This window comes from Nonomuraea thailandensis, from assembly GCF_024172165.1.
Lineage (GTDB): Bacteria > Actinomycetota > Actinomycetes > Streptosporangiales > Streptosporangiaceae > Nonomuraea > Nonomuraea thailandensis.
On record NZ_JAMZEB010000002.1, the window covers coordinates 11,727,248 to 11,745,565 of the forward strand.

Annotated in this window: 14 protein-coding genes; 4 read left to right on the forward strand and 10 right to left on the reverse strand. The window is 68.2% G+C overall.

Features of this window, described 5'->3' with window-relative positions:
• Nucleotides 1-379: 379 nt before the first annotated feature.
• From HD597_RS58660 to HD597_RS58680, 5 genes are all read right to left on the reverse strand, one after another.
• Complete coding sequence (locus HD597_RS58660) at nucleotides 380-1,981, reverse strand: trypsin-like serine peptidase (protein ID WP_253757528.1); 1,602 nt, start codon at nucleotides 1,979-1,981, stop codon at nucleotides 380-382.
• 457 nt (nucleotides 1,982-2,438) lie between these two features.
• Nucleotides 2,439-2,870, reverse strand: coding sequence for a transposase (locus HD597_RS58665; protein ID WP_253757530.1), 432 nt, complete (start codon nucleotides 2,868-2,870; stop codon nucleotides 2,439-2,441).
• Between the two features lie 231 nt (nucleotides 2,871-3,101).
• Nucleotides 3,102-4,265, reverse strand: a complete 1,164-nt coding sequence (locus tag HD597_RS58670) for a trypsin-like serine peptidase (RefSeq protein ID WP_253757532.1) — start codon at nucleotides 4,263-4,265, stop codon at nucleotides 3,102-3,104.
• A 196-nt stretch (nucleotides 4,266-4,461) separates the two neighbouring features.
• On the reverse strand, nucleotides 4,462-5,547 hold the full coding sequence (locus HD597_RS58675) for a trypsin-like serine peptidase (protein WP_253757534.1): 1,086 nt from the start codon (nucleotides 5,545-5,547) through the stop codon (nucleotides 4,462-4,464).
• 337 nt (nucleotides 5,548-5,884) lie between these two features.
• Nucleotides 5,885-7,009 (reverse strand): trypsin-like serine peptidase, encoded by a 1,125-nt coding sequence (locus tag HD597_RS58680; RefSeq protein WP_253757536.1) that lies wholly within the window; start codon nucleotides 7,007-7,009, stop codon nucleotides 5,885-5,887.
• 283 nt (nucleotides 7,010-7,292) lie between these two features.
• Between HD597_RS58680 and HD597_RS58685 the strand changes: the two genes are divergently transcribed.
• The 4 genes from HD597_RS58685 (at nucleotide 7,293) to HD597_RS58700 (ending at nucleotide 11,651) form a co-directional block, all read left to right on the forward strand.
• Entirely contained in the window at nucleotides 7,293-8,726 is a 1,434-nt protein-coding gene (locus tag HD597_RS58685) for a TLP1 C-terminal extension domain-containing protein (RefSeq protein ID WP_253757538.1), read from the forward strand.
• A 115-nt stretch (nucleotides 8,727-8,841) separates the two neighbouring features.
• Complete coding sequence (locus tag HD597_RS58690; protein WP_253757540.1) at nucleotides 8,842-9,729, forward strand: hypothetical protein; 888 nt, start codon at nucleotides 8,842-8,844, stop codon at nucleotides 9,727-9,729.
• Between the two features lie 31 nt (nucleotides 9,730-9,760).
• Nucleotides 9,761-10,717, forward strand: coding sequence for a zinc-binding dehydrogenase (locus tag HD597_RS58695; RefSeq protein ID WP_253757542.1), 957 nt, complete (start codon nucleotides 9,761-9,763; stop codon nucleotides 10,715-10,717).
• A 76-nt stretch (nucleotides 10,718-10,793) separates the two neighbouring features.
• Entirely contained in the window at nucleotides 10,794-11,651 is an 858-nt protein-coding gene (locus HD597_RS58700; protein ID WP_253757544.1) for an oxygenase MpaB family protein, read from the forward strand.
• 111 nt (nucleotides 11,652-11,762) lie between these two features.
• Here HD597_RS58700 and HD597_RS58705 read toward each other — a convergent pair whose 3' ends face one another.
• The 5 genes from HD597_RS58705 to HD597_RS58725 form a co-directional block, all read right to left on the reverse strand.
• A complete protein-coding gene (locus HD597_RS58705; protein ID WP_253757546.1) occupies nucleotides 11,763-12,518 on the reverse strand; it encodes a PadR family transcriptional regulator in 756 nt (251 codons plus the stop codon).
• On the reverse strand, nucleotides 12,515-13,318 hold the full coding sequence (locus HD597_RS58710) for a DUF4097 family beta strand repeat-containing protein (protein ID WP_253757548.1): 804 nt from the start codon (nucleotides 13,316-13,318) through the stop codon (nucleotides 12,515-12,517). The genes HD597_RS58705 and HD597_RS58710 overlap by 4 nt, the downstream gene beginning before the upstream one ends.
• Before the next feature lie 125 nt (nucleotides 13,319-13,443).
• The gene (locus tag HD597_RS58715) at nucleotides 13,444-13,623 is read right to left on the reverse strand and encodes a DUF6104 family protein (RefSeq protein ID WP_253757550.1); all 180 of its coding nucleotides are present in this window, start codon (nucleotides 13,621-13,623) and stop codon (nucleotides 13,444-13,446) included.
• Between the two features lie 112 nt (nucleotides 13,624-13,735).
• A complete protein-coding gene (locus HD597_RS58720) occupies nucleotides 13,736-17,395 on the reverse strand; it encodes a multifunctional oxoglutarate decarboxylase/oxoglutarate dehydrogenase thiamine pyrophosphate-binding subunit/dihydrolipoyllysine-residue succinyltransferase subunit (protein WP_253757552.1) in 3,660 nt (1,219 codons plus the stop codon).
• Nucleotides 17,396-17,599: 204 nt separating this feature from the next.
• Nucleotides 17,600-18,244: a B3/B4 domain-containing protein gene (locus tag HD597_RS58725; RefSeq protein ID WP_253757554.1), complete on the reverse strand. Its 645-nt coding sequence runs from the start codon at nucleotides 18,242-18,244 to the stop codon at nucleotides 17,600-17,602.
• Between the last annotated feature and the right edge of the window lie 74 nt (nucleotides 18,245-18,318).

Consider the following 18,318-nt stretch of genomic DNA (forward strand, 5'->3'; position numbering starts at 1 on the left):
GGATAGCCAGGAACATACAGTGTCGATCTTGAGATCCGGTAGCCGCTTTGGTCGGAAAGATGGGGACTCGGCGGCCGTGATCGTTCTGTGATGTTTAAGCGGCTGATGCGCAGGAGCTGAGGAAAGCGGATCTTGTCACCGTTTGCCCAGATCAACATAAGGAAGTTGTCAGTGGGACTCCGGTGGCTGAGGCGATCTCATGGTTCCGGCCGATCTCATGATGTGACGCAGATCACATCGACTTGATGGCACCGTCTTGCCGTCCCGTGCGTCCAAACGCCTTCACATTCGGCGGGAAAGCAGAAGGGCCCGGCGGGATGCCGGGCCCTTCGCCAGTAGCGGTCACACGAACGGTCTACGACCGATCGCTATCCGTCACTTAGACAATCTTGCCGGACCACGAAGCCGCGGCGGCCTTGTAGACGGTGTTCGTCTCGCCGTCGAAGTACGGCGAGGAGATGTAGTCCACGCGGCCGTTGCCGTCCTGGTCGTTGAAGGTGCTGGTGACACCGTTGACGTAGCCGAGACGCTTGGCGTTGCTGTACTTGTACAGCCACGGGCCACCGTCGGCGCCCTCGGTCATGGCGCACTTGAGGGCGACGTGCTCCTCGATCTTCTTGGCGGCCGAACCGACCAGCTTCTTCGTGGTGGTGCCGTAGCACCACTTCGGAGTCACGCCGGTGTAGTTCTTGTTGCCGTCGGGGTGAGCAGCGGCCGGGTAGCCGAAGACGCGCACGGGCTTGCCGGTCGGCTGGTTCCAGGCGAAGCCCTGGCCGCCGACGTTGTCGCCGAGACGACCAGCGTCCTTGCCGGCGATGTCGACCACGTAGTAGTCCTCGACCCAGTACTTGATCTGAGCGGTGGACTTGATCCACTTCTTGATGTAGTACTGCGTCTTGAACCAGGCGATCTCGTTCTTGTTGGCGTCAAGCTGGGCGCGAACCTCGCCCATGAACTTGCCGTCGCCCTTGGCGGCCTTCAGCTCGTTGTACTGCTCCTTGCTGATGGGCACCTCGGTGCTCAGGCGCTCGAACTTGGCGCCGTTGTCGAAGCCCGTGGGAGCCGCGGTGTACTGCGACTTGTAGACCTCGGCACCGACGAGCTGGACACCCTTGGTGGGGCCCTCGCCCTTGATGTAGGCGTCGACGTTGCTGCCGGTCACGTCGGCGGGCTTCGCGACCGTCTCGACCTTCGGGTCGGCGGCCTTCGACTTGAAGGGGCCGTCCTCGCCGTACTTGTCGTAGCCGGCCTCGAACTCTTCCTTCGTGATCGAGGTTTCCTTGACGAAGCCGACGCCGCCCTTGGCCACGTGCGACTTGTACTCGCTCGGCGTGACCTTGGTGGTCTTGCCGGAGACGTGAACGCCGTTGTAGACGGTCACGAACGCGTAGTCGCGGTCGTAGTCCTCGTAGACGTCGAAGTCGTAGTGGGTGAAGGCCTGCTTACCCACGTAGATGCCCCAGGGGGACTTGCCCTGGTAGTAACCGGGGACGAAGACCCACTTGGACAGGACGTCCGTGTTGGCGGCGGTGTCGTAGACGCAGTGACCGGCCGTGGCGACCAGGTTGCGGTACTGCGACTGGATCGAAGTGGCGGAGCACCACTTCTTCTCGCCCTTGCTGTTGACGAAGAAGACCTTGCCGATGGTCTTCGGCATGTTGACGTTCTGGACCTTCGTGGAGGTCTTCTTCTCCTGGCCGATCGGAGCGGTCGAGCCCGGCTTGGTGTCCGAGCTGTAGCCACCCTTGCTCTGCAGCTTGGCGACGTCAGTCTTGTCCCAGACGTTCGACTCGGTAGCGGCCTTGAGGGCAGCACCGTTGTTCTCCGCCCAGAACTGAGCGATGGCCTTGGCGTTGGCCGCGCTCGTCGCCATGTTGTCCTTGGCGACGGTGTCGTCGGCCTGGGCCGTACCGGCCAGGCCGGCGGCCAGGAGGCCGGTGGCCAGGAGGGCGCCACCGGCGGGGATGAGGATGCGCTTCAAGGGAACTGCTCCTTGCTCTGTCGTGGGTCGCAACTTGCGTCCCATGCGTCAGTAAAGGGATAGCAAGGAACATAGCGTGGTGATCTCCGCAGGTGAAACCCGCTTTGGACGATCCGGTAGACACCCTTACCGCCGTGACCTTTCCGTTACCTGTCAGGGACTTATGCGCGTTGTGATCGTCAAGTCACGTTTTTGCAGGGTATGGAGGGGTTGTTGTTCCTGGGACGAAAGTGCCGTTAGATGGCTGACACATTGCGTAGTCGCAAAAACGTGACTCAGATCACAGGAACCAGATCGGAACCTGCCCCGTCTAAGTTGGCCCGTTTCTCACAGGAGATCTTCAGGATCGGGCCCGGAGGGCTTCGGAGAGCCGTGTGCGCCGGGGTTCCGGAGGGTTTGCCGGCACATGAAACGGCCCGCCGACGCGTGGTCGGCGGGCCGTGGAGTGGGGTGCGGGTCAGGCTCCCTTGGGTCTGGCCGTCTCGCCCAGCAGGGCTTGGAGGCTGGTGAGCACCGCTGTGTCCTTGAGAGGGGACAGGTGGGGTGGTGTCGTGCCGGAGGAGCCTGGCGGATGGTCGCGGATGGGGCCGAGCTCCGCTGGGCCGATCCTGCCCGTACGAGCCGGCACGTGGTCGCCGGGGTCGCGGGGGGCGTCGGGGTGGAGCGCCAGGGTCAGGCGCTGCCAGGTGCCGTCCGCCAGCCAGCGGCGGTGGCGTTTGTAGATGGTGACCCAGCAGCCGTACCGGTCGGGGAGGTAGCGCCATCGGACGCCGGTGCGGGCCTGGTAGAGGAGGCCGTTGATCACGGTGCGGTCGTCGGTGACGCCGTTCTGGGGGAGGAGGGTGGCGACCCGGTCCCATTCGGCGTCTGTCAGATCATCGCGACGCATGCGCCCATCGTGACAAGGCAAATACGGTCTGTCAGTCGAACAAAGAAAGATCTTCATGCTGACAGGTGTGATGGCTGGGTATGCGCTGCTTCGGGGTGGGGGAGGTGCCCGGCCCCGTGTTTTGGTCACGCCCGATCCGGTGTCCGCCCCCGTGTGCGGCCGCGCTGTGGGGTCCGGAAACAACAAGGCGAGGGCCTCGGGATCGAGGCCCTCGCTTTCCCCTGGTAGGGCTTACTTGTAGAGCTCGCCGTTCGGGCCCACGATCTTGCCGGACCACACGTTCTTCGCCGCGCTGTAGACCGCGGCGGTCTCACCGTCGAAGTACGGCGAGGTGATGTAGTCGATCCGGTCGTTGGCGTCCTGGTCGGCGAACGTGCTGGTGACGCCGTTGACGTAGCCGAGACGCTTGGCGTTGCTGTAGTTCAGCAGCCACGGGCCGCCGTCGTAGCCCGGGGTCACGGCGCACTTGAGGCCGACGTGCTCCTCGATCTTCAGCCAGGAGGCCCCGACGGTCTTGGCGGTGGTGTTGCCGTAGCAGTGCTTCGGCGTCACGCCGCTGTACGGCTTGTTGCCGTCCGGGTGCGGGGCGGCCGGGTAGCCGAAGGCGCGCACGGGCTTGCCGGTGGGCTGGTTCCAGGCGAAGCCCTGGCCGCCGACGTTGTCGCCAAGGCGGCCCGCGTCCTTGGACAGCAGGATGTAGTAGCGGCCGCCCCAGCCCCGCTTCGGGCCGGTGAAGCGCTCGAAGTCCTTGCGGTCGACCTGCTTGACGCCGTTCGAGGTGATGCCGTTGTACACGGTGACGAACGCGTAGTCGCGGTCGTAGTCCTCGTAGGTGTCGAAGTCGTAGTGGGTGAAGGCCTGCTTGCCGACGTAGATGCCCCACGGAGCCTTGCCCTGGTAGTAACCGGGGACGAAGACCCACTTGTCCATCGTGGAGGAGTTGCTGTCGGTGTCGTAGACGCAGTGGCCGGCGGTGGCGACCAGGTTGCGGTAGTTCGACTGGATGGAGGTGCCCGAGCACCAGCGGAACTTGCCGTGCGCGTCGACGAAGAACACCTTGCCGACGGTCTTGGGGAGGTTGACGTTCTGGGCCCTGCCGGTCGACTTCGACTCGCCGGTCGGGGCCGTGGTGCCGGGGCTGCCGTCAGGGCTGTAACCGCCCTTGGAGACGACCTTCCGAACCTCGTTCGAGTCCCACGTGTACTGGGTCGCGGACCGGAGCGCGGCGCCGTTCGAGGCCAGCCAGAAGGAGGCGACGGAGACGGCGGCGGAGTTGTTGCGGGCCATCGGGTCGTGGGCGACGTCGCCGTCGGCCTGCGCCGTACCGGACAGGCCGGCGGCCAGCAGACCGGTGGCCAGGATGGCGCCGCCGGCGGGGAGAAGGATTCGCTTCAAGGTAACTCCAGGTTGCGCTGACATGAGGCGCCTCATGCACCTCCATAACTCAGCAAACGGACAGCCCGGAACCTATCGGTTTGACTCGAATCATGTGAATCGCCGGTGGATCCTGTCAGCGTTCCAAAACGCGCCGTGACCGTACCGAGACAAAGAAGCCGCTGATCACCCGTCGTGATCATTCGGTTGCTATGACTTAGGTCACATTTGACAGGGTGCTGAGCCCGGCGGCGCGTCGGTAGACCTCTCCGGTGGTGGTGTCGAAGTACGGAGCCGACACCGAGTCGTAGCGGCCCTTGGCGTCCCGGTTCCAGGTCAGGCTGTTGACGCCGCCCAGGCTGCCGAGCCTGCGGTTGTCGTCGTAGGCGATCACCCAGGGGCCGCCGCTGGCGCCCGGGCTGAAGTCGCACGGCGTCAGCTCGACACCCTTCTGCAGGTCGCGGCCGGGGGCGACGGTGAAGCGGGTGTTGCCGGGCAGGCACTTCTGCAACGTCTTGCCGTCGTACGGGTGCGAGCCGTCGGGCTGCTGGCCCGCCGGGTAGCCGAACGCGGTCACGGTGTAGGTGCCGGGCTTCTTGTTCAGCTCCAGGCCGAGCCCGCCCACGTTGTCCTGGAGCCGGCCGATGTCCCGCATGACGTACCCGCCGTCCTTGGCGACCCAGGCGAAGCCGCGGTGCACGGTCACGAACGCGTAGTCGTAGTCGTAGTCGCCCTTGCCCGACCAGTCCTCGTGCAGGCTGATCGAGGCGCCCACGTAGATGCCCTCGGGCGCGTTGCCGTTCGGCTCGGGGTTCGGGACGAAGATCCAGTAGTCGGCGGGCTTGGCCGTGCGCGAGTCGTACGCGCAGTGCCCGGCGGTGGCCACCACGCTGCGGTTCTTGGCCGCGACCGCGGCGGCGGAGCACCAGTACTCCTTCTCCCCGAACCGGAAGAAGACCTTGCCGATGGTGTTGGCGGCGGTGCCCTTGCGCGGCAGCGCCGGGGAGACGCCGGCCGCGGCGGTCGTCCGCTTCACGGTGACGGACGCGGCGGCGCCCGACGAGGTCGCCGAGGCGGCGGAGCCGGAGCCGGGCGTGGCGGGGGTGGACAGGTCGGTCTTCTGCAGGCGGTCGGGCCTCCAGTAGTCGGCGACCCGCTTCACGTCCGTGAGCGTCTTGGCCAGCGGGACGGCGTACACCTTGCTGGGCGCGACGGCGGCGTGGGCGATCCCCGTGAAGGCAGGCACGATCAGCAGCGCGCTGCTGAGGGCAGCGGCCACGAGGTGCCTGACACGGGGGATCATGAAATGCCTTTCTTGGGGTCGTAAGGGTGGATTTTTCCAGATGTACAGACGGTATTGCAGCTCGGATAGAGATTCGTTACCTGATCAAGAGTGCATCGTGAACCATAAGGACACCGTCAGCCGAACGCTCCTGATACGTGTAAACGATCATTAAGCCGGTCATGTCTCCGCAGGTCAGAGGCCGGTTCCGGAGCGCTCGTCGTGTACGGAATTCGCGTCCATTCGCGGTCGTATTCGCACGCTCCAAGTGGCGTACGCCACGTCGGCAAGTGGCCCCCATTCCGTCGAAGGGATGGCCCCGGCTCCCAGGGGGAACCGGGGCCCGGGGTGCCGTCGATCAGCGCCAGTTGCCGGTCCAGCGGTTGGCGGCGGCCTTGTAGACCTTGTAGGTGTCGGTGTTGAAGTACGGCGACGAGATGTGGTCGTAGCGGTCGTTGCCGTCGGTGTCCCACGCGACGCTGTTGACGCCGACCAGGTAGCCGGTCCGCGACGCGCTCTTGTAGTTGTAGATGAACGGCCCGCCGCTCGCGCCGGCGGTGAAGGAGCACTTGAAGCCGATGTGCTCCTGCAGGTTGTACTTCTTGGCCTCGGGCATCGCCTTGGTCTTGCCGTAGCAGTACTTCATCGTGCGGCCGGTGAACGGCTTGTCGCCGTCGGGGTGCTCACCGGCGGGGTAGCCGAACGAGAACACGTTCAGCTTGGTGCTCCGGTTCCAGGTGAAGCCCTGGCCGCCGACGTTGTCGCCGAGGCGGCCGACGTTCTTCACGGTCCACTTCCACTGACCGTTGACCTTCTCCCAGTTGACCTTGATGCCGTTGAAGACGTTGACGAACGCGTAGTCGTAGTCGTAGTCCTCCTTCACGACGAAGTCGTCGTGCGCGTTGAACGTCTTGGCGGCGTAGATGCCGTAGGGAGCCTTCCCGTTCCAGACCTTGTCGCCGTCCCAGTAGGACGGGATGAAGATCCAGTTGTCGTAGAAGGTGTTCTTCTTGGTGTCGTACACGCAGTGGGCGGAGGTCGCCACGAGGTTGCGGTACTTGCCCTGCACGGAGCTGGCCGAGCAGTAGCGCCAGTTCTTCGGGTTGCGGGGGTCGGCCTTCGGCAGCGTGAAGAACACGCGGCCGACCGTGTTCGGCAGGTTGACGTGCTTGCTCTTCGAGGTCTTCGCCTTCTCCGCGCCGATCGGCGGAACGGAGCCGGCGGGCCCGTCGGGAGCGTCGTTGCTCCCCTTGACGCCCTTGGAGGACAGGTCGAGGCCGTCGTTGTGGTCGGTGGCCAGCTTGACGCGGTCCGGCGTCCAGAACTGGACCGCCTGCTCGGCGGGGGTCGCCGAGTTCTTCGAGACGACGTCTGAGGGTGCGGTCGTCGCGTTGGCCGCGGCGCCGCCGACCATTCCCGCCGCCAGCCCGATGGCCACGAGGCCGGCGAGGGGGATCGCGATGCGCCTTGCTCGGGAATACATGGAGCTCCTCTCAGCTTTCGGCGGCCCAGAGCGGGGTACTGCGCCCCGGTGGGCCAGGAAAACGTTCGGAACGTTAATGAACGGCTCGGCGCGACGGCCAGGAAACGACGTCAAAAAGCATGGGCCGGTTCCATTCCGTTATAGAAATAGCAATTAAGCATGTATTCGACATTGGCATTTCCGCAGGTCAGCGTCGGGTTTGAATTTCTCTGGTCACAGCGGTAACGCCAATTATCAAACGCCACTCCCTGTCAACCGAGCGATGTTCTGGTTAGCATGGGGCATGGACCCTCGCACCCCCTGTCTCATCGGCATCGCCCAGCGCACGATTCGCGAGCAGCCCGGCCCCGAGCCGCTCGATCTCTGGGAGTCCGTGGCGCGCGAGGCCGCCGCCGACGCGCGGCTGCCCGTCGAGCGGCTCGACTCGATCCAGATCGTGTGGACCGACTCCTGGTACTACGACTCGCCCGTCGGCCGCCTCGCCGAGCGCCTCGGCGCCGCGCCGCGCCACCAGGTCTACTCCAAGGTCGGCGGTACGGCCCCGCAACTGCTCATCGGCGCCGCGGCGGCAGCGATCGCCGCGGGCGAGCTCGACTCGGCGCTGATCGCGGGGGCCGAGGCGCTCGCCACGCGCAGGGCGTACAGGAAGGCGGGGGAGCACGCGCCGTGGAGCCACCCCGCCGACCCCAAGCCCCCGTACGGGTGGGAGCGGCCGCCGCACCCGTCGGCGCTCGCGCACGGGCTGTTCCTGCCGGTGCACACCTATCCGATCATGGAAACCGCGCGGCGCGCGGCGGCCGGGCTCACCATCGAGGGGGAGATCCGCGAGCGGGCGCGCATCATGGCGCCGATGACCGAGGTCGCCGCCGCCAACCCGCACGCCTGGCGCAGGGCCGTCCGCACCCCCGGCGAGCTCGCCGGTGGCCGCTTCGTCGGCTGGCCCTACACCAGCGACACGGTGGCCGTGCTGGAGGTGGACCAGGCCGCGGCCGTCGTCCTGGCCAGCTCGGAGCTGGCCGATCGGCTGGGGGTGCCGGCGGATCAGCGGGTCTACCTGCGGGGGTGGGCGTACGCGGAGGACACCTGGGAGGTGGCGACGCGGCCCGCGCTCGGCTCCTCGCCCGCCATCGCCCACGCCGCCGAGGCCGCCTTCGAGCGGGCCGGGCTCGGCCTGGACGACATGAACGCCCTGGACCTGTACAGCTGCTTCGCGATCGCGCTGCGGCAGGCGTGCGACGCCATCGGGCTCGACCCGTTGGATCCGCGCGGGCTCACCGTGACCGGGGGACTGCCGTACGCGGGCGGGCCGGCCAGTGACTACGTGCTGCACTCGACCGCGACGATGGCGGGGCTGCTCCGGGCCCAGTCGGGGCACGGGCTGGTGAGCGGGGTGGGGATGCATCTGACGAAGCACACGTATGCGGTGTGGTCGAGCGAGCCGGGCGGGCGGCTGGGGGATGTCGCGCCGGTGCACGTGGCCAAGGAGGTGCCGCTGGTGGACTCGTACGAAGGAGTGGGGGTGGTGGCGGGCTACACGGTGGCGCACGGGCGCGATGGCGGGGCCGAGAAGGGATTCCTGGTCGTGGACGTGCCTGGAGGAAGGGCCTACGCGGTGGTGTCGGAGCGGGGGCTGCTGGAGGAGGCGGAGGGCCGGGAGCTGGTGGGGGAGGAGGTGCGGGTGTCCAGTGACGGGAAGGTCAATGTGGCTGTCTGGTGATGCGCGGTTGTGAATTCGTGACCTGTGACAAGGATTTCGGGCTTGCGCCGGCGGTCGCCGCTCAATTGAACTGGGTCGTAAGGGCGCAAGCCGGCACTACTCGGCTAGGAACGTCGTGGCTGACCAGTTCGACGTCATCGAGGCAGGCGAGCGCGGCCGTCGCCGGTGGACCGGGCTGGTGGTGGTTCTGGCGCTCCTGCTGATCCCCGTTGTCGGCCTGCTCGTCAGCCGGGACCCCGAGCCCGTGCCCGAGGCCGCTCCGGCGAGCCGGACTCCCGGGCCCATCAGGTCGCTGACCACGCTCGACAACGTGCCCAACCTTCTCAGCGTGCCGGCCAGGAGCAAGGGTGGCGACGAGGTCATCCAGGTGGTGTTCCCGCACGGCGTGCGGGCCGAGGTGCGGTATCCGGCCGAGCTGGGGCTCGCCGAGATGGGGTCGCGGCCGTTCCGGGCGGGGTGGATCGACGGGATGTTCCGGCAGTTCGTCGCGCCGTACGGCGGCGAGGCCGAGGTCACGCGGGGTGGGCGGCCGCTCAGGAACTACGCCCCCAACGTGACGCTGTGGCCGCGCCAGGCCGGGAGCGGGCAGTACGGGCAGGTGCTGCTGTTCGCGTTCGGGCCGTGGCGGCTGGCGATGTACGACCGGGGGCAGGGGCTGACGTTCGAACAGCGCAAGACCGTGGCCGAAGGTCTGAAGGGACGGGTGACCAAGGACGGGTATCTCGTGCTGACGGCCCAGGGCGGGGTGCAGCTGGCCGAGCCCGGAGAGCACGTGCAGGGGGAGCCGGTCGGGCCGCAGCTGTGGTTCGGGGGCGGGGCGGGGGAGATGGTCGCGCTCGTGCCGACGCCCGACTGCGGGAAGCAGGCCAGGATGCCCGGGGCGATCGAGAGGCCCGGGCGGCGGGCCGAGATGGTGTGCCGGGGTGACGTGCTGGTCGCCGCCATCGGGCCGCCGTCGTTCCGGGCGAAGGCGATCTCCGGCATCCGGGTCGCGCTCACGTGAGCCTCAGGCCGGGCTGAAGTAGGGTGCGGCCATGTTCGCCGTAACCGCCACACAGACCGATCCCGACAACCCGCTCGCCGGCCTGGCGCTGGGCGAGCACCCGGAGCCGAAGGTGCCCGACGGGTGGACGACCGTCTCCGTACGGGCGGCCGCGCTCAACCACCACGACCTGTGGACGCTCAAGGGCGTCGGCATCAGGCAGGACCGGCTGCCGATCGTGCTCGGCTGCGACGCCGCCGGCGTGGACGAGGACGGTAACGAGGTCATCGTGCACTCGGTGATCGGCACCGGGGCCGACGAGACGCTCGACCCCAAGCGCACGCTGCTGTCCGAGGTGTACGACGGCACGTTCGCCGAGCGCGTGGCCGTGCCGCGCCGCAACCTGGTGCCCAAGCCCGCCGGGCTGAGCTTCGAGCACGCCGCCTGCCTGCCGACGGCCTGGCTGACCGCGTACCGGATGTTGTTCGACAAGGCCGGGCTGCAGCCCGGCTCGACCGTGCTGGTGCAGGGGGCGGGCGGGGGCGTCGCGACCGCGCTGATCGCGCTCGGCCGGGCCGCCGGGTACCGGGTGTGGGCCACCAGCCGCTCGGAGGAGAAGCGGGAGCGGGCCCTGGAGTGCGGCGCCGACCAGGCGTTCGAGTCCGGTGCGCGGCTGCCCGAGCGGGTGGACGCTGTCATGGAGACGGTCGGGCAGGCCACCTGGGACCACTCGCTCAAGTCGCTCAAACCGGGTGGCCGCATCGTCGTCTCCGGCGCCACCAGCGGCGCGGTCCCGCCGGCCGACCTGAACCGGGTCTTCTTCCTGCAGCTCTCCGTGATCGGCACGACGATGGGGACGCGGGAGCAGCTCGGGCGGCTGGCGGTGTTCCTGGAGCAGACCGGGCTGCGGCCCGTGGTGGACCGGGTGCTGCCCCTGGCCGAGGCGCGTGACGGGTTCGCCGCCATGGACGCCGGGGAGATCTTCGGAAAGATCGTCTTTACGGGCTGAATAAGTGAAGGGTTACTTCTGACCCTCCTGGGTGATACAAGAAGAATGGGGTTGTACCACCCAGGAGGCAGTCATCATGGACGTTGAGCCCTTCGGCCCAGGTTCGATGCACTGGGACACCGCCGGCGAGTACCGCAACCTGCTCGTGGCCGGCAGCGCGCTGGTCCTCCAGACGATGCATCCGGCCGTCGGGGCCGCGGTCGCCGAGCATTCCACGTACAAGGACGACCCGTGGGGGAGGCTGGAGCGCACGCTCGCCTCCGTGCAGAAATGGGTCTACGGCGGCGCGGACGGTCCCGCCGAGGGGCGGCGGCTCAGGGAGCTGCACAAGCCGATCAGCGGGGTGGACGAGCAGGGCAGGCACTACCACGCGCTGAACGGCGAGGCCTGGGCGTGGGTGCACCTGTCGCTGTTCGAGCGGTTCATCGCGCTCAACCGGTACTTCGGCACCCCGTTCACCACGGCGCAGGAGCGGCGGCTCTACGCGGAGTCGCGGCAGCTCGGCGCCATCCTGCGGGTGCCCGAGCGGGAGATGCCCGCTGACCTGGAGGCGTTCTGGCGGTACTTCGACGAGATGGTGAGCGGCCGGCTGGAGGCGCACGCCACCGCGCTCGACGTGCTGACGGTGATGCGCGGGACACCGGCGCCGCCCCGGTTGCCCGCTCCGCTGCGGCGGTTGTGGACGCCGGTGGGGGCGGGGGCGGGCGAGTTCAACTACTTCGTCACCGTCGGCACCTTGCCGCCTGCCGTTCGGGAGAAGCTGGGACTGCGCTGGACCGCCAGGGACGAGCGGCGGTTGCGGCATCTCGGGCACGCGGTGGCGATGGTGACGCCGCGGCTGCCCGAGCGGCTGCGGTACATGCCGATCGCCTACCACGCCAGAAGGGCCGCACGGAGCTCGCGCCGCCGCCGGCTCGAACGCCTGTCGGCCTAGCGGCCCGGCGTGCGCCGCCCCCGGGCGAGGGGTGAGCGGGCGGGCCGTTCGGAGCGCCGCGTTCTTCCGGGGCGCGGGTTGCCGGGGAGGCGGGGCGCGCTCCCCGGCGGGTCAGCGGCCGAGGATGTCGTGGATGCTGCGGGCGGCCTCGTCGAGCGTCGTCCGCAGCTCGGCCAGCTTCTCCGCGGTCAGGCGCGCCTCCGAGGCCTCCTCGCGGGCCTTGGCGACGAAGTCGGCGAGCAGCTCGCCGAGTTCGGCGTCGAGCGCGGCCCGGTTGGGCGAGGAGCCGCCGGACGCGGGGCCGCCGAGCGTGGCCCAGACCTCCGACCAGATCCTGCGCCACTCGTTGCCGATCCGCTCGCCCTCGTCCTGCCAGTGGTAGGCGTGCTCCATCCACTGCCGCTTCTGCTGGTCGCGCAGCCGCTTGAGGTCCTCCTTCTGCTGGTCGCGCAGCCGCCTGGTGTCCTCGGCCGCCCCCGTGCGGACGTCCTTGGCCATCCGGGTCAGCTCGTCGCGCAGCGACTTGACCGTGTCGCGCACGTCCTCCTTGACCTCGCGGGCGATGTCGCGGACGGAGGCCGAGATCTCCTGCTCCAGGTCGTCGAGCTCGTCGAGCCGCGCGTTCAGCTCCTCGCGCCCCTTGTCGGTGATGGAGAACACCTTCTTGCCCTCGACCACCTCGTGCGTCACCAGGCCCTCCTCCTCAAGGCGGGCCAGGCGCGGGTAGATCGTGCCGGGAGACGGCGAGTAGACGCCGAGGAAGCGGTCCTGGAGCAGCCGGATGACCTCGTAGCCATGGCGCGGGCTTTCTTCCAGCAGCTTGAGCAGGTACAGCCGGAGCCGGCCGTGACCGAAGACAGGGCTCATTCCTTCTCTCCCTTGAGCAGCGTGACCTCGCCGGAGACCGTGATGGCCGACAGCGAGGCCATGCCGCCACCCAGCCGCCCCGACAGCGACTTCGCGCCGGGACCGCTCGTGTTGGACAGTTCCTCGAACGTGCTGACCAGCCTGCCGGAGGTGGACCTGATGCTGACGTCCGCCTCCACGTTCTCCGGCAGCCTGACCAGGATGTCACCGGAAACGCTGTTGAACGTGACGTGGCCCGTCGGCCGCAGCGCGAGATCCGCCGTGATGCGGCCCGAGACGGTGTTGGCCTTCAGCCGGCGGGGCGTGCCGTCGGCTACGGTCAGGTCGCCCGAGATGCTGATGAACGACAGGTCGCCGTCCATGGCCCGGGTCTCGACGGCGCCCGAGACGGTGTTGGCGGCGACGTCGCCGCTGACCCCGTCGAGCACGACGTCCCCGGAGACGCTCTTGACGTGCGTCATCTTCTCGAACCCGGCCAGCACGGCGGGGGCGGACACCACGCCCGCCCTGACCTTGCAGGTCTTGGGCACGGCGATGGACAGCACCGACCTGTGCCTGTCGCGGCGCAGCCAGCCGAGCACGCCGTCCCAGGTGAGGTCGCGGTCGGCGATGGTGAGCGCCCGGGTGGCCTCGTCGTAGGTCACGGTGAGCGGTGAGGCGGGCTCGATGTCGGTGATCTCCAGTGTCGGCGGGCCGTCGCTGGCCAGCACGTCCAGGCGGCCGGCGACGATGCGGACGTCCAGCGTCTCCACTTCACCGAACGTCAGCTGCCCCGGCTCGTCGATGGTCCATTGCTGCATGGCTCCCCCGCCCCTCTCTAGGCGACACCGCTTCTCACGAATCACGATATGTCGCGTTTCGTCGAAACTCAAGATGTATCGCGTTATTCGAGACTACGGCATCCGGCAGGCAGCCGCGGCGGCGGTCAGTCGTCCTCCTCGTCGTCGAGGCGCGCCAGCCACGTGGCCAGCCGCTCGACGGGCGTCTCGAACTCCGGGTTGAGATCGACGAACTCGCGCAGCCGCTCGCCCAGCCACAACAGGCTGACCTCCTCCTCGCCGCGCCGCTCGACCAGCTCCTCGATCCCCCGATCGGTGAAGTACATCGCTCTCCATTCACAACGTCAGCAGGCACCCGGCCTGCACTTTAGCCTGCCTGAGCAGCAGCGAGCCCCCGGCCGCCCGAATGAGCGGGCCGGGGGCTCGGATGCCGGTGGCTCAGCCGAAGATCTGGTGAAGGATCTCCTCGAGCTCCGTGTCGTGCGAGTTGTGCGACCCGGTCGCCGGCGAGCTGTTCGGCGTGCGCGAGACGCGCCGCACCGCCCGGCCGCCCAGGGTCTGCGGGTCCTCGGCCAGCTTGAGCGTGAGGTACGGCCACGGGCCCATGTTGGCCGGCTCGTCCTGCGCCCAGAACAGCTCCACCTGGTCGCCGTACCGGGCGAGCTCGGTGGCGAGCTCCTCGGACGGGAACGGGTAGAGGCGCTCCAGCCGGACGATCGCGACGTCGTCGCGACCGCTCTTGTCGCGGTGCCCCGCCAGGTCGTAGTAGAGCCTGCCGGAGGTGAGCACCACCTTGGTGACCTTGGCCGCGTCGGCGGTCGTGTCGCCGATGACCGGCTGGAAGGAGCCCGCGGTGAAGTCGGACGCCTTCGACGTGGCCGCCTTGTGGCGCAGCAGCGACTTGGGCGTGAAGACCACCAGCGGCTTGTGCCGCTCCGACTCCACCTGCCAGCGCAGCAGGTGGAAGTAGTTGGCCGGGGTGGTGGGCTGCGCGACCGTCATGTTGTCGAGCGCGCAGACCTGGAGGAACCGCTCGATGCGGGCGGAGGAGTGGTCGGGGCCCTGGCCCTCGTAGCCGTGCGGCAGCAGCAGCACGACCGAGGACTTCTGACCCCACTTCTGCTCGCCCGACGAGATGAACTCGTCGATGATCGTCTGGGCGCCGTTGACGAAGTCGCCGAACTGCGCCTCCCACAGGACCAGCGCGTCAGGGCGCACGACGCTGTAGCCGTACTCGAAGCCGAGCGCCGCGAACTCGCTGAGCAGCGAGTCGTAGACGTAGAACTTCGTGGTGCCCTGGTTGAAGGTCTTGAGCGGCGTGTGGTCGGCGCCGGTCATCCGGTCCACCAGGACGGCGTGGCGCTGGGTGAACGTGCCGCGCCGGGAGTCCTGGCCGACCAGGCGCACCGGGTGGCCGTCCATCAGCAGCGAGCCGAAGGCCAGCGTCTCGCCCATCGCCCAGTCGATCGCGTCCTGCTCGACCATCTGGCCGCGGCGCTGCAGCACCGGCGCCAGGCGCGGGTGCGGCGTGAAGCCGTCGGGGAGGTTGAGCTGGGTGTCGACGATGCGCTTGAGCGTCTCGTGCGTGATGCCGGTCGGCGTGTCGTCGTGCGACCACTTGACGACCTCGGTCGGGGGCACGCGCATCGCGGCCGCCTCGGCCGGCTTCTTGGCCGCCTCGCGGGTCTCGGTGAACGCCTGCTCCAGCTTGGCCTGGTAGTCGCGCAGCGCCTGCTCGGCCTCCTCGACCGTGATGTCGCCCCGGCCGATCAGCGCCTCGGTGTAGAGCTTGCGGGTCGAGCGCTTGGCGTCGATCAGGTCGTACATCAGCGGCTGGGTGAAGGCGGGGTTGTCGCCCTCGTTGTGGCCGCGGCGGCGGTAGCAGATGAGGTCGATGACGACGTCCTTGCGGAACGCCTGGCGGTACTCGTAGGCCAGCTCGCCCACGCGCACCACGGCCTCGGGGTCGTCGCCGTTGACGTGGAAGATCGGCGCCTGGATCATCCGCGCCACGTCGGTCGCGTAGACCGAGGAACGGGAGGAGGCGGGCGAGGTCGTGAAGCCGACCTGGTTGTTGACCACCACGTGCACGGTGCCGCCGGTGCGGTACCCGCGCAGCTGCGACAGGTTGAGCGTCTCGGCCACGACGCCCTGGCCGGCGAAGGCCGCGTCACCGTGGACGAGCACGGGCAGGACGGTGAAGCCCTCCTCGCCGCGCTCCAGCAGGTCCTGCTTGGCGCGGACGACGCCCTCCAGGACCGGGTCGACCGCCTCCAGGTGGGAGGGGTTGGCGACCACGGAGGCGGTGATCGTCTTGCCGCTCGGCGCGGTGAACCGGCCCGTGGCGCCGAGGTGGTACTTCACGTCGCCGGAGCCGTGCGCCGTGCGCGGGTCGATGTTGCCCTCGAACTCGCCGAAGATCTGGGCGTAGGACTTGCCCACGATGTTGGCCAGGACGTTGAGCCGGCCGCGGTGGGCCATGCCGATGACGACCTCGTCGAGGTCCTCGTCGGCGGCGTCACTGATCACCGAGTCGAGCAGCGGGATCAGGGACTCGCCGCCCTCCAGCGAGAAGCGCTTCTGGCCGACGAACTTCGTCTGCAGGAACGTCTCGAACGCCTCGGCGGTGTTGAGCCGGGACAGGATGTTGAGCTGCTCGTCGCGCTCGGGCGACTTGTGCGGCTTCTCCACCCGGGCCTGGATCCAGGCCCGCTCCTCGGGGTTCTGGATGTGCATGTACTCGATGCCGACCGTGCGGCAGTAGGAGTCGCGCAGCACGCCCAGGATGTCGCGCAGCTTCATCAGCGGCTTGCCGCCGAAGCCGCCGGTCGCGAACTCGCGCTCCAGGTCCCACAGCGTCAGGCCGTGCGACTGGATGTCGAGGTCGGGGTGCTTGCGCTGCTTGTACTCCAGCGGGTCGGTCTCGGCCATCAGGTGGCCGCGCACGCGGTAGGCGTGGATCAGCTCGATCACGCGCGCGGACTTGGCCACGTCGTCGTCGTGGGTGGCCGAGATGTCCTGGATCCAGCGGACCGGCTCGTACGGGATCCGCAGCGCCTCGAAGATCTCGTCGTAGAAGCCGTCCTCGCCGAGCAGCAGCCGGTGGATCTGGCGCAGGAAGTCGCCCGACTGGGCGCCCTGGATGATCCGGTGGTCGTAGGTGCTGGTCAGCGTCATGACCTTGGAGACGGCCAGGCGCGAGAGCGTGTCGGGGGAGGCCCCCTGGTATTCGGCCGGGTACTCCATCGCGCCCACGCCGATGATCGTGCCCTGGCCGGGCATCAGGCGCGGCACGGAGTGCACGGTGCCGATCGTGCCGGGGTTGGTCAGGGAGATCGAGGTGCCGGAGAAGTCGTCGACGCCGAGCTTGCCCGCGCGGGCCTTGCGCACGACCTCTTCGTAGGCCATCCAGAACTGCCGGAAGTCCATCTCCTCGGCGCCCTTGATCGAGGGCACGAGGAGCTGGCGCTCGCCGTTGCTCTTCTGGACGTCGATCGCCAGGCCGAACCCGACGTGCTCGGGCTTGACGAGCGTCGGCTTGCCGTCGATCTCGGCGTAGGAGTAGTTCATCTCCGGCATGGCCTTCAGCGCCTTGACGATCGCGAACCCGATCAGGTGCGTGAAGGAGACCTTGCCGCCGCGGCCCCGCTTGAGGTGATTGTTGATCACGATGCGGTTGTCGATGAGCAGCTTGGCCGGGATGGCCCGCACACTGGTCGCCGTCGGGACCGTCAGCGACAGGTCCATGTTGGCGGCCGTGCGCGCGGCGGCGCCGCGCAGCTTGACCTCCTCGGCGCCCTTGGGCACCGGGGTGGCCGGCTGCTTCGGCTTCTCGGCCGCCGGCGGTGTCTTGGCAGGAGCCTTGGGTGGCGCCTTGGGGGTCTGGGGAGGGGCGGGCGCGGTCACCGTGCCGTTCGCCGCCTCCCTGACCGGGGTTCGCCCCGGTCCGTAATCAGGGTTGTAGTCAGCGAAGAAGTTCCACCAGGCCTTGTCGACAGACTCTGGATCTTGGAGGTACTTCTGGTACAGCTCGTCGACAAGCCACTCGTTCTGACCAAAGCTTGCCAGCGGGTTTGTCCGCGACGACTCAGACGACACGGCGGAAATCGCCCTCTTCCGCAGATCGGCGTTGATGTTAGAGAACCTGTCCAAGGCTACTCGCCCGGACTGGCAGCGCGCGCCGAAGGACCCGTGCCGCCTCGAACGATCCTCTCAGGAGCGCGCAAAGAGGTCACGCCCGCCTCGTCAATCCGGGTGGTGTAGCGATTATTACTCTTTGGTATCAACACCTCGACAAGAGGTTTATTTCCCGCCGGACACCAGTCGGCTTGCGATGCGCACCTCGGGGGACAACTCGGACAGAAGGTCTGAGAGCTCCTCGCCGGCCTGCTTGAGCTCCTCCAGGGACATGGGCTCCAGGCGCTCCAGGAGGAAGATCGCGTTGGTGGTCTCCTCCGTGAGACGGGTCCGCACCACCTGGCGCCAGTTCCATCTCCTGCAGGTGACACCGATGTCGTCACGCCAGACGACCTCACCGGGCTCCGGCTGCCCGAGCGCCTCCTCCGACGCCTCCTCGCCGGTCGCGCGCACCAGGCGGGCCGGGCCGGCGTACTTGTCGAGGTCCTCGCCGCCGATGGGCAGCGCGTGCTTGACGCTGATCGAGTTGTACGCGTCCACGACCCGGTTGATCTCCGGCAGCGGCATGCGCCGGGTCAGGGCGTCGACCGACGGGCGGGTCCGCTGCGGCTTGGCGCCGAACGCCCGGTAGGCGTCCTTCCAGGCGTCGATCTTGTCCGTCTGCACCTCCACCGTGGAGGCGGCCTCCAGCCACGCCCGGGAGCGGTCGTCGGTGGGGCCGTTGCGCAGGCCGTGCGCGGTCACGATGAGCACCGCGAAGTCGGGGCGCAGTGCGAGGACGGAGTCGTCCACCCAGATGTCGTCGAGCATCCCCACAGTCTAGGGAGCCGACAAACCGCAAAATTCACTTTGCAAAATTGTCTTTGCGATTTATCGTCTATCGC

Bases quoted from the DNA above. Each gene is read 5' to 3' on its own strand.
- HD597_RS58665 (WP_253757530.1), bottom strand. From the start codon at position 2,870: ATGCGTCGCGATGATCTGACAGACGCCGAATGGGACCGGGTCGCCACC.
- HD597_RS58675 (WP_253757534.1), bottom strand. From the start codon at position 5,547: ATGATCCCCCGTGTCAGGCACCTCGTGGCCGCTGCCCTCAGCAGCGCG.
- HD597_RS58680 (WP_253757536.1), bottom strand. From the start codon at position 7,009: ATGTATTCCCGAGCAAGGCGCATCGCGATCCCCCTCGCCGGCCTCGTG.
- HD597_RS58685 (WP_253757538.1), top strand. From the start codon at position 7,293: ATGGACCCTCGCACCCCCTGTCTCATCGGCATCGCCCAGCGCACGATT.
- HD597_RS58695 (WP_253757542.1), top strand. From the start codon at position 9,761: ATGTTCGCCGTAACCGCCACACAGACCGATCCCGACAACCCGCTCGCC.
- HD597_RS58700 (WP_253757544.1), top strand. From the start codon at position 10,794: ATGGACGTTGAGCCCTTCGGCCCAGGTTCGATGCACTGGGACACCGCC.
- HD597_RS58705 (WP_253757546.1), bottom strand. From the start codon at position 12,518: ATGAGCCCTGTCTTCGGTCACGGCCGGCTCCGGCTGTACCTGCTCAAG.
- HD597_RS58710 (WP_253757548.1), bottom strand. From the start codon at position 13,318: ATGCAGCAATGGACCATCGACGAGCCGGGGCAGCTGACGTTCGGTGAA.
- HD597_RS58715 (WP_253757550.1), bottom strand. From the start codon at position 13,623: ATGTACTTCACCGATCGGGGGATCGAGGAGCTGGTCGAGCGGCGCGGC.
- HD597_RS58725 (WP_253757554.1), bottom strand. From the start codon at position 18,244: ATGCTCGACGACATCTGGGTGGACGACTCCGTCCTCGCACTGCGCCCC.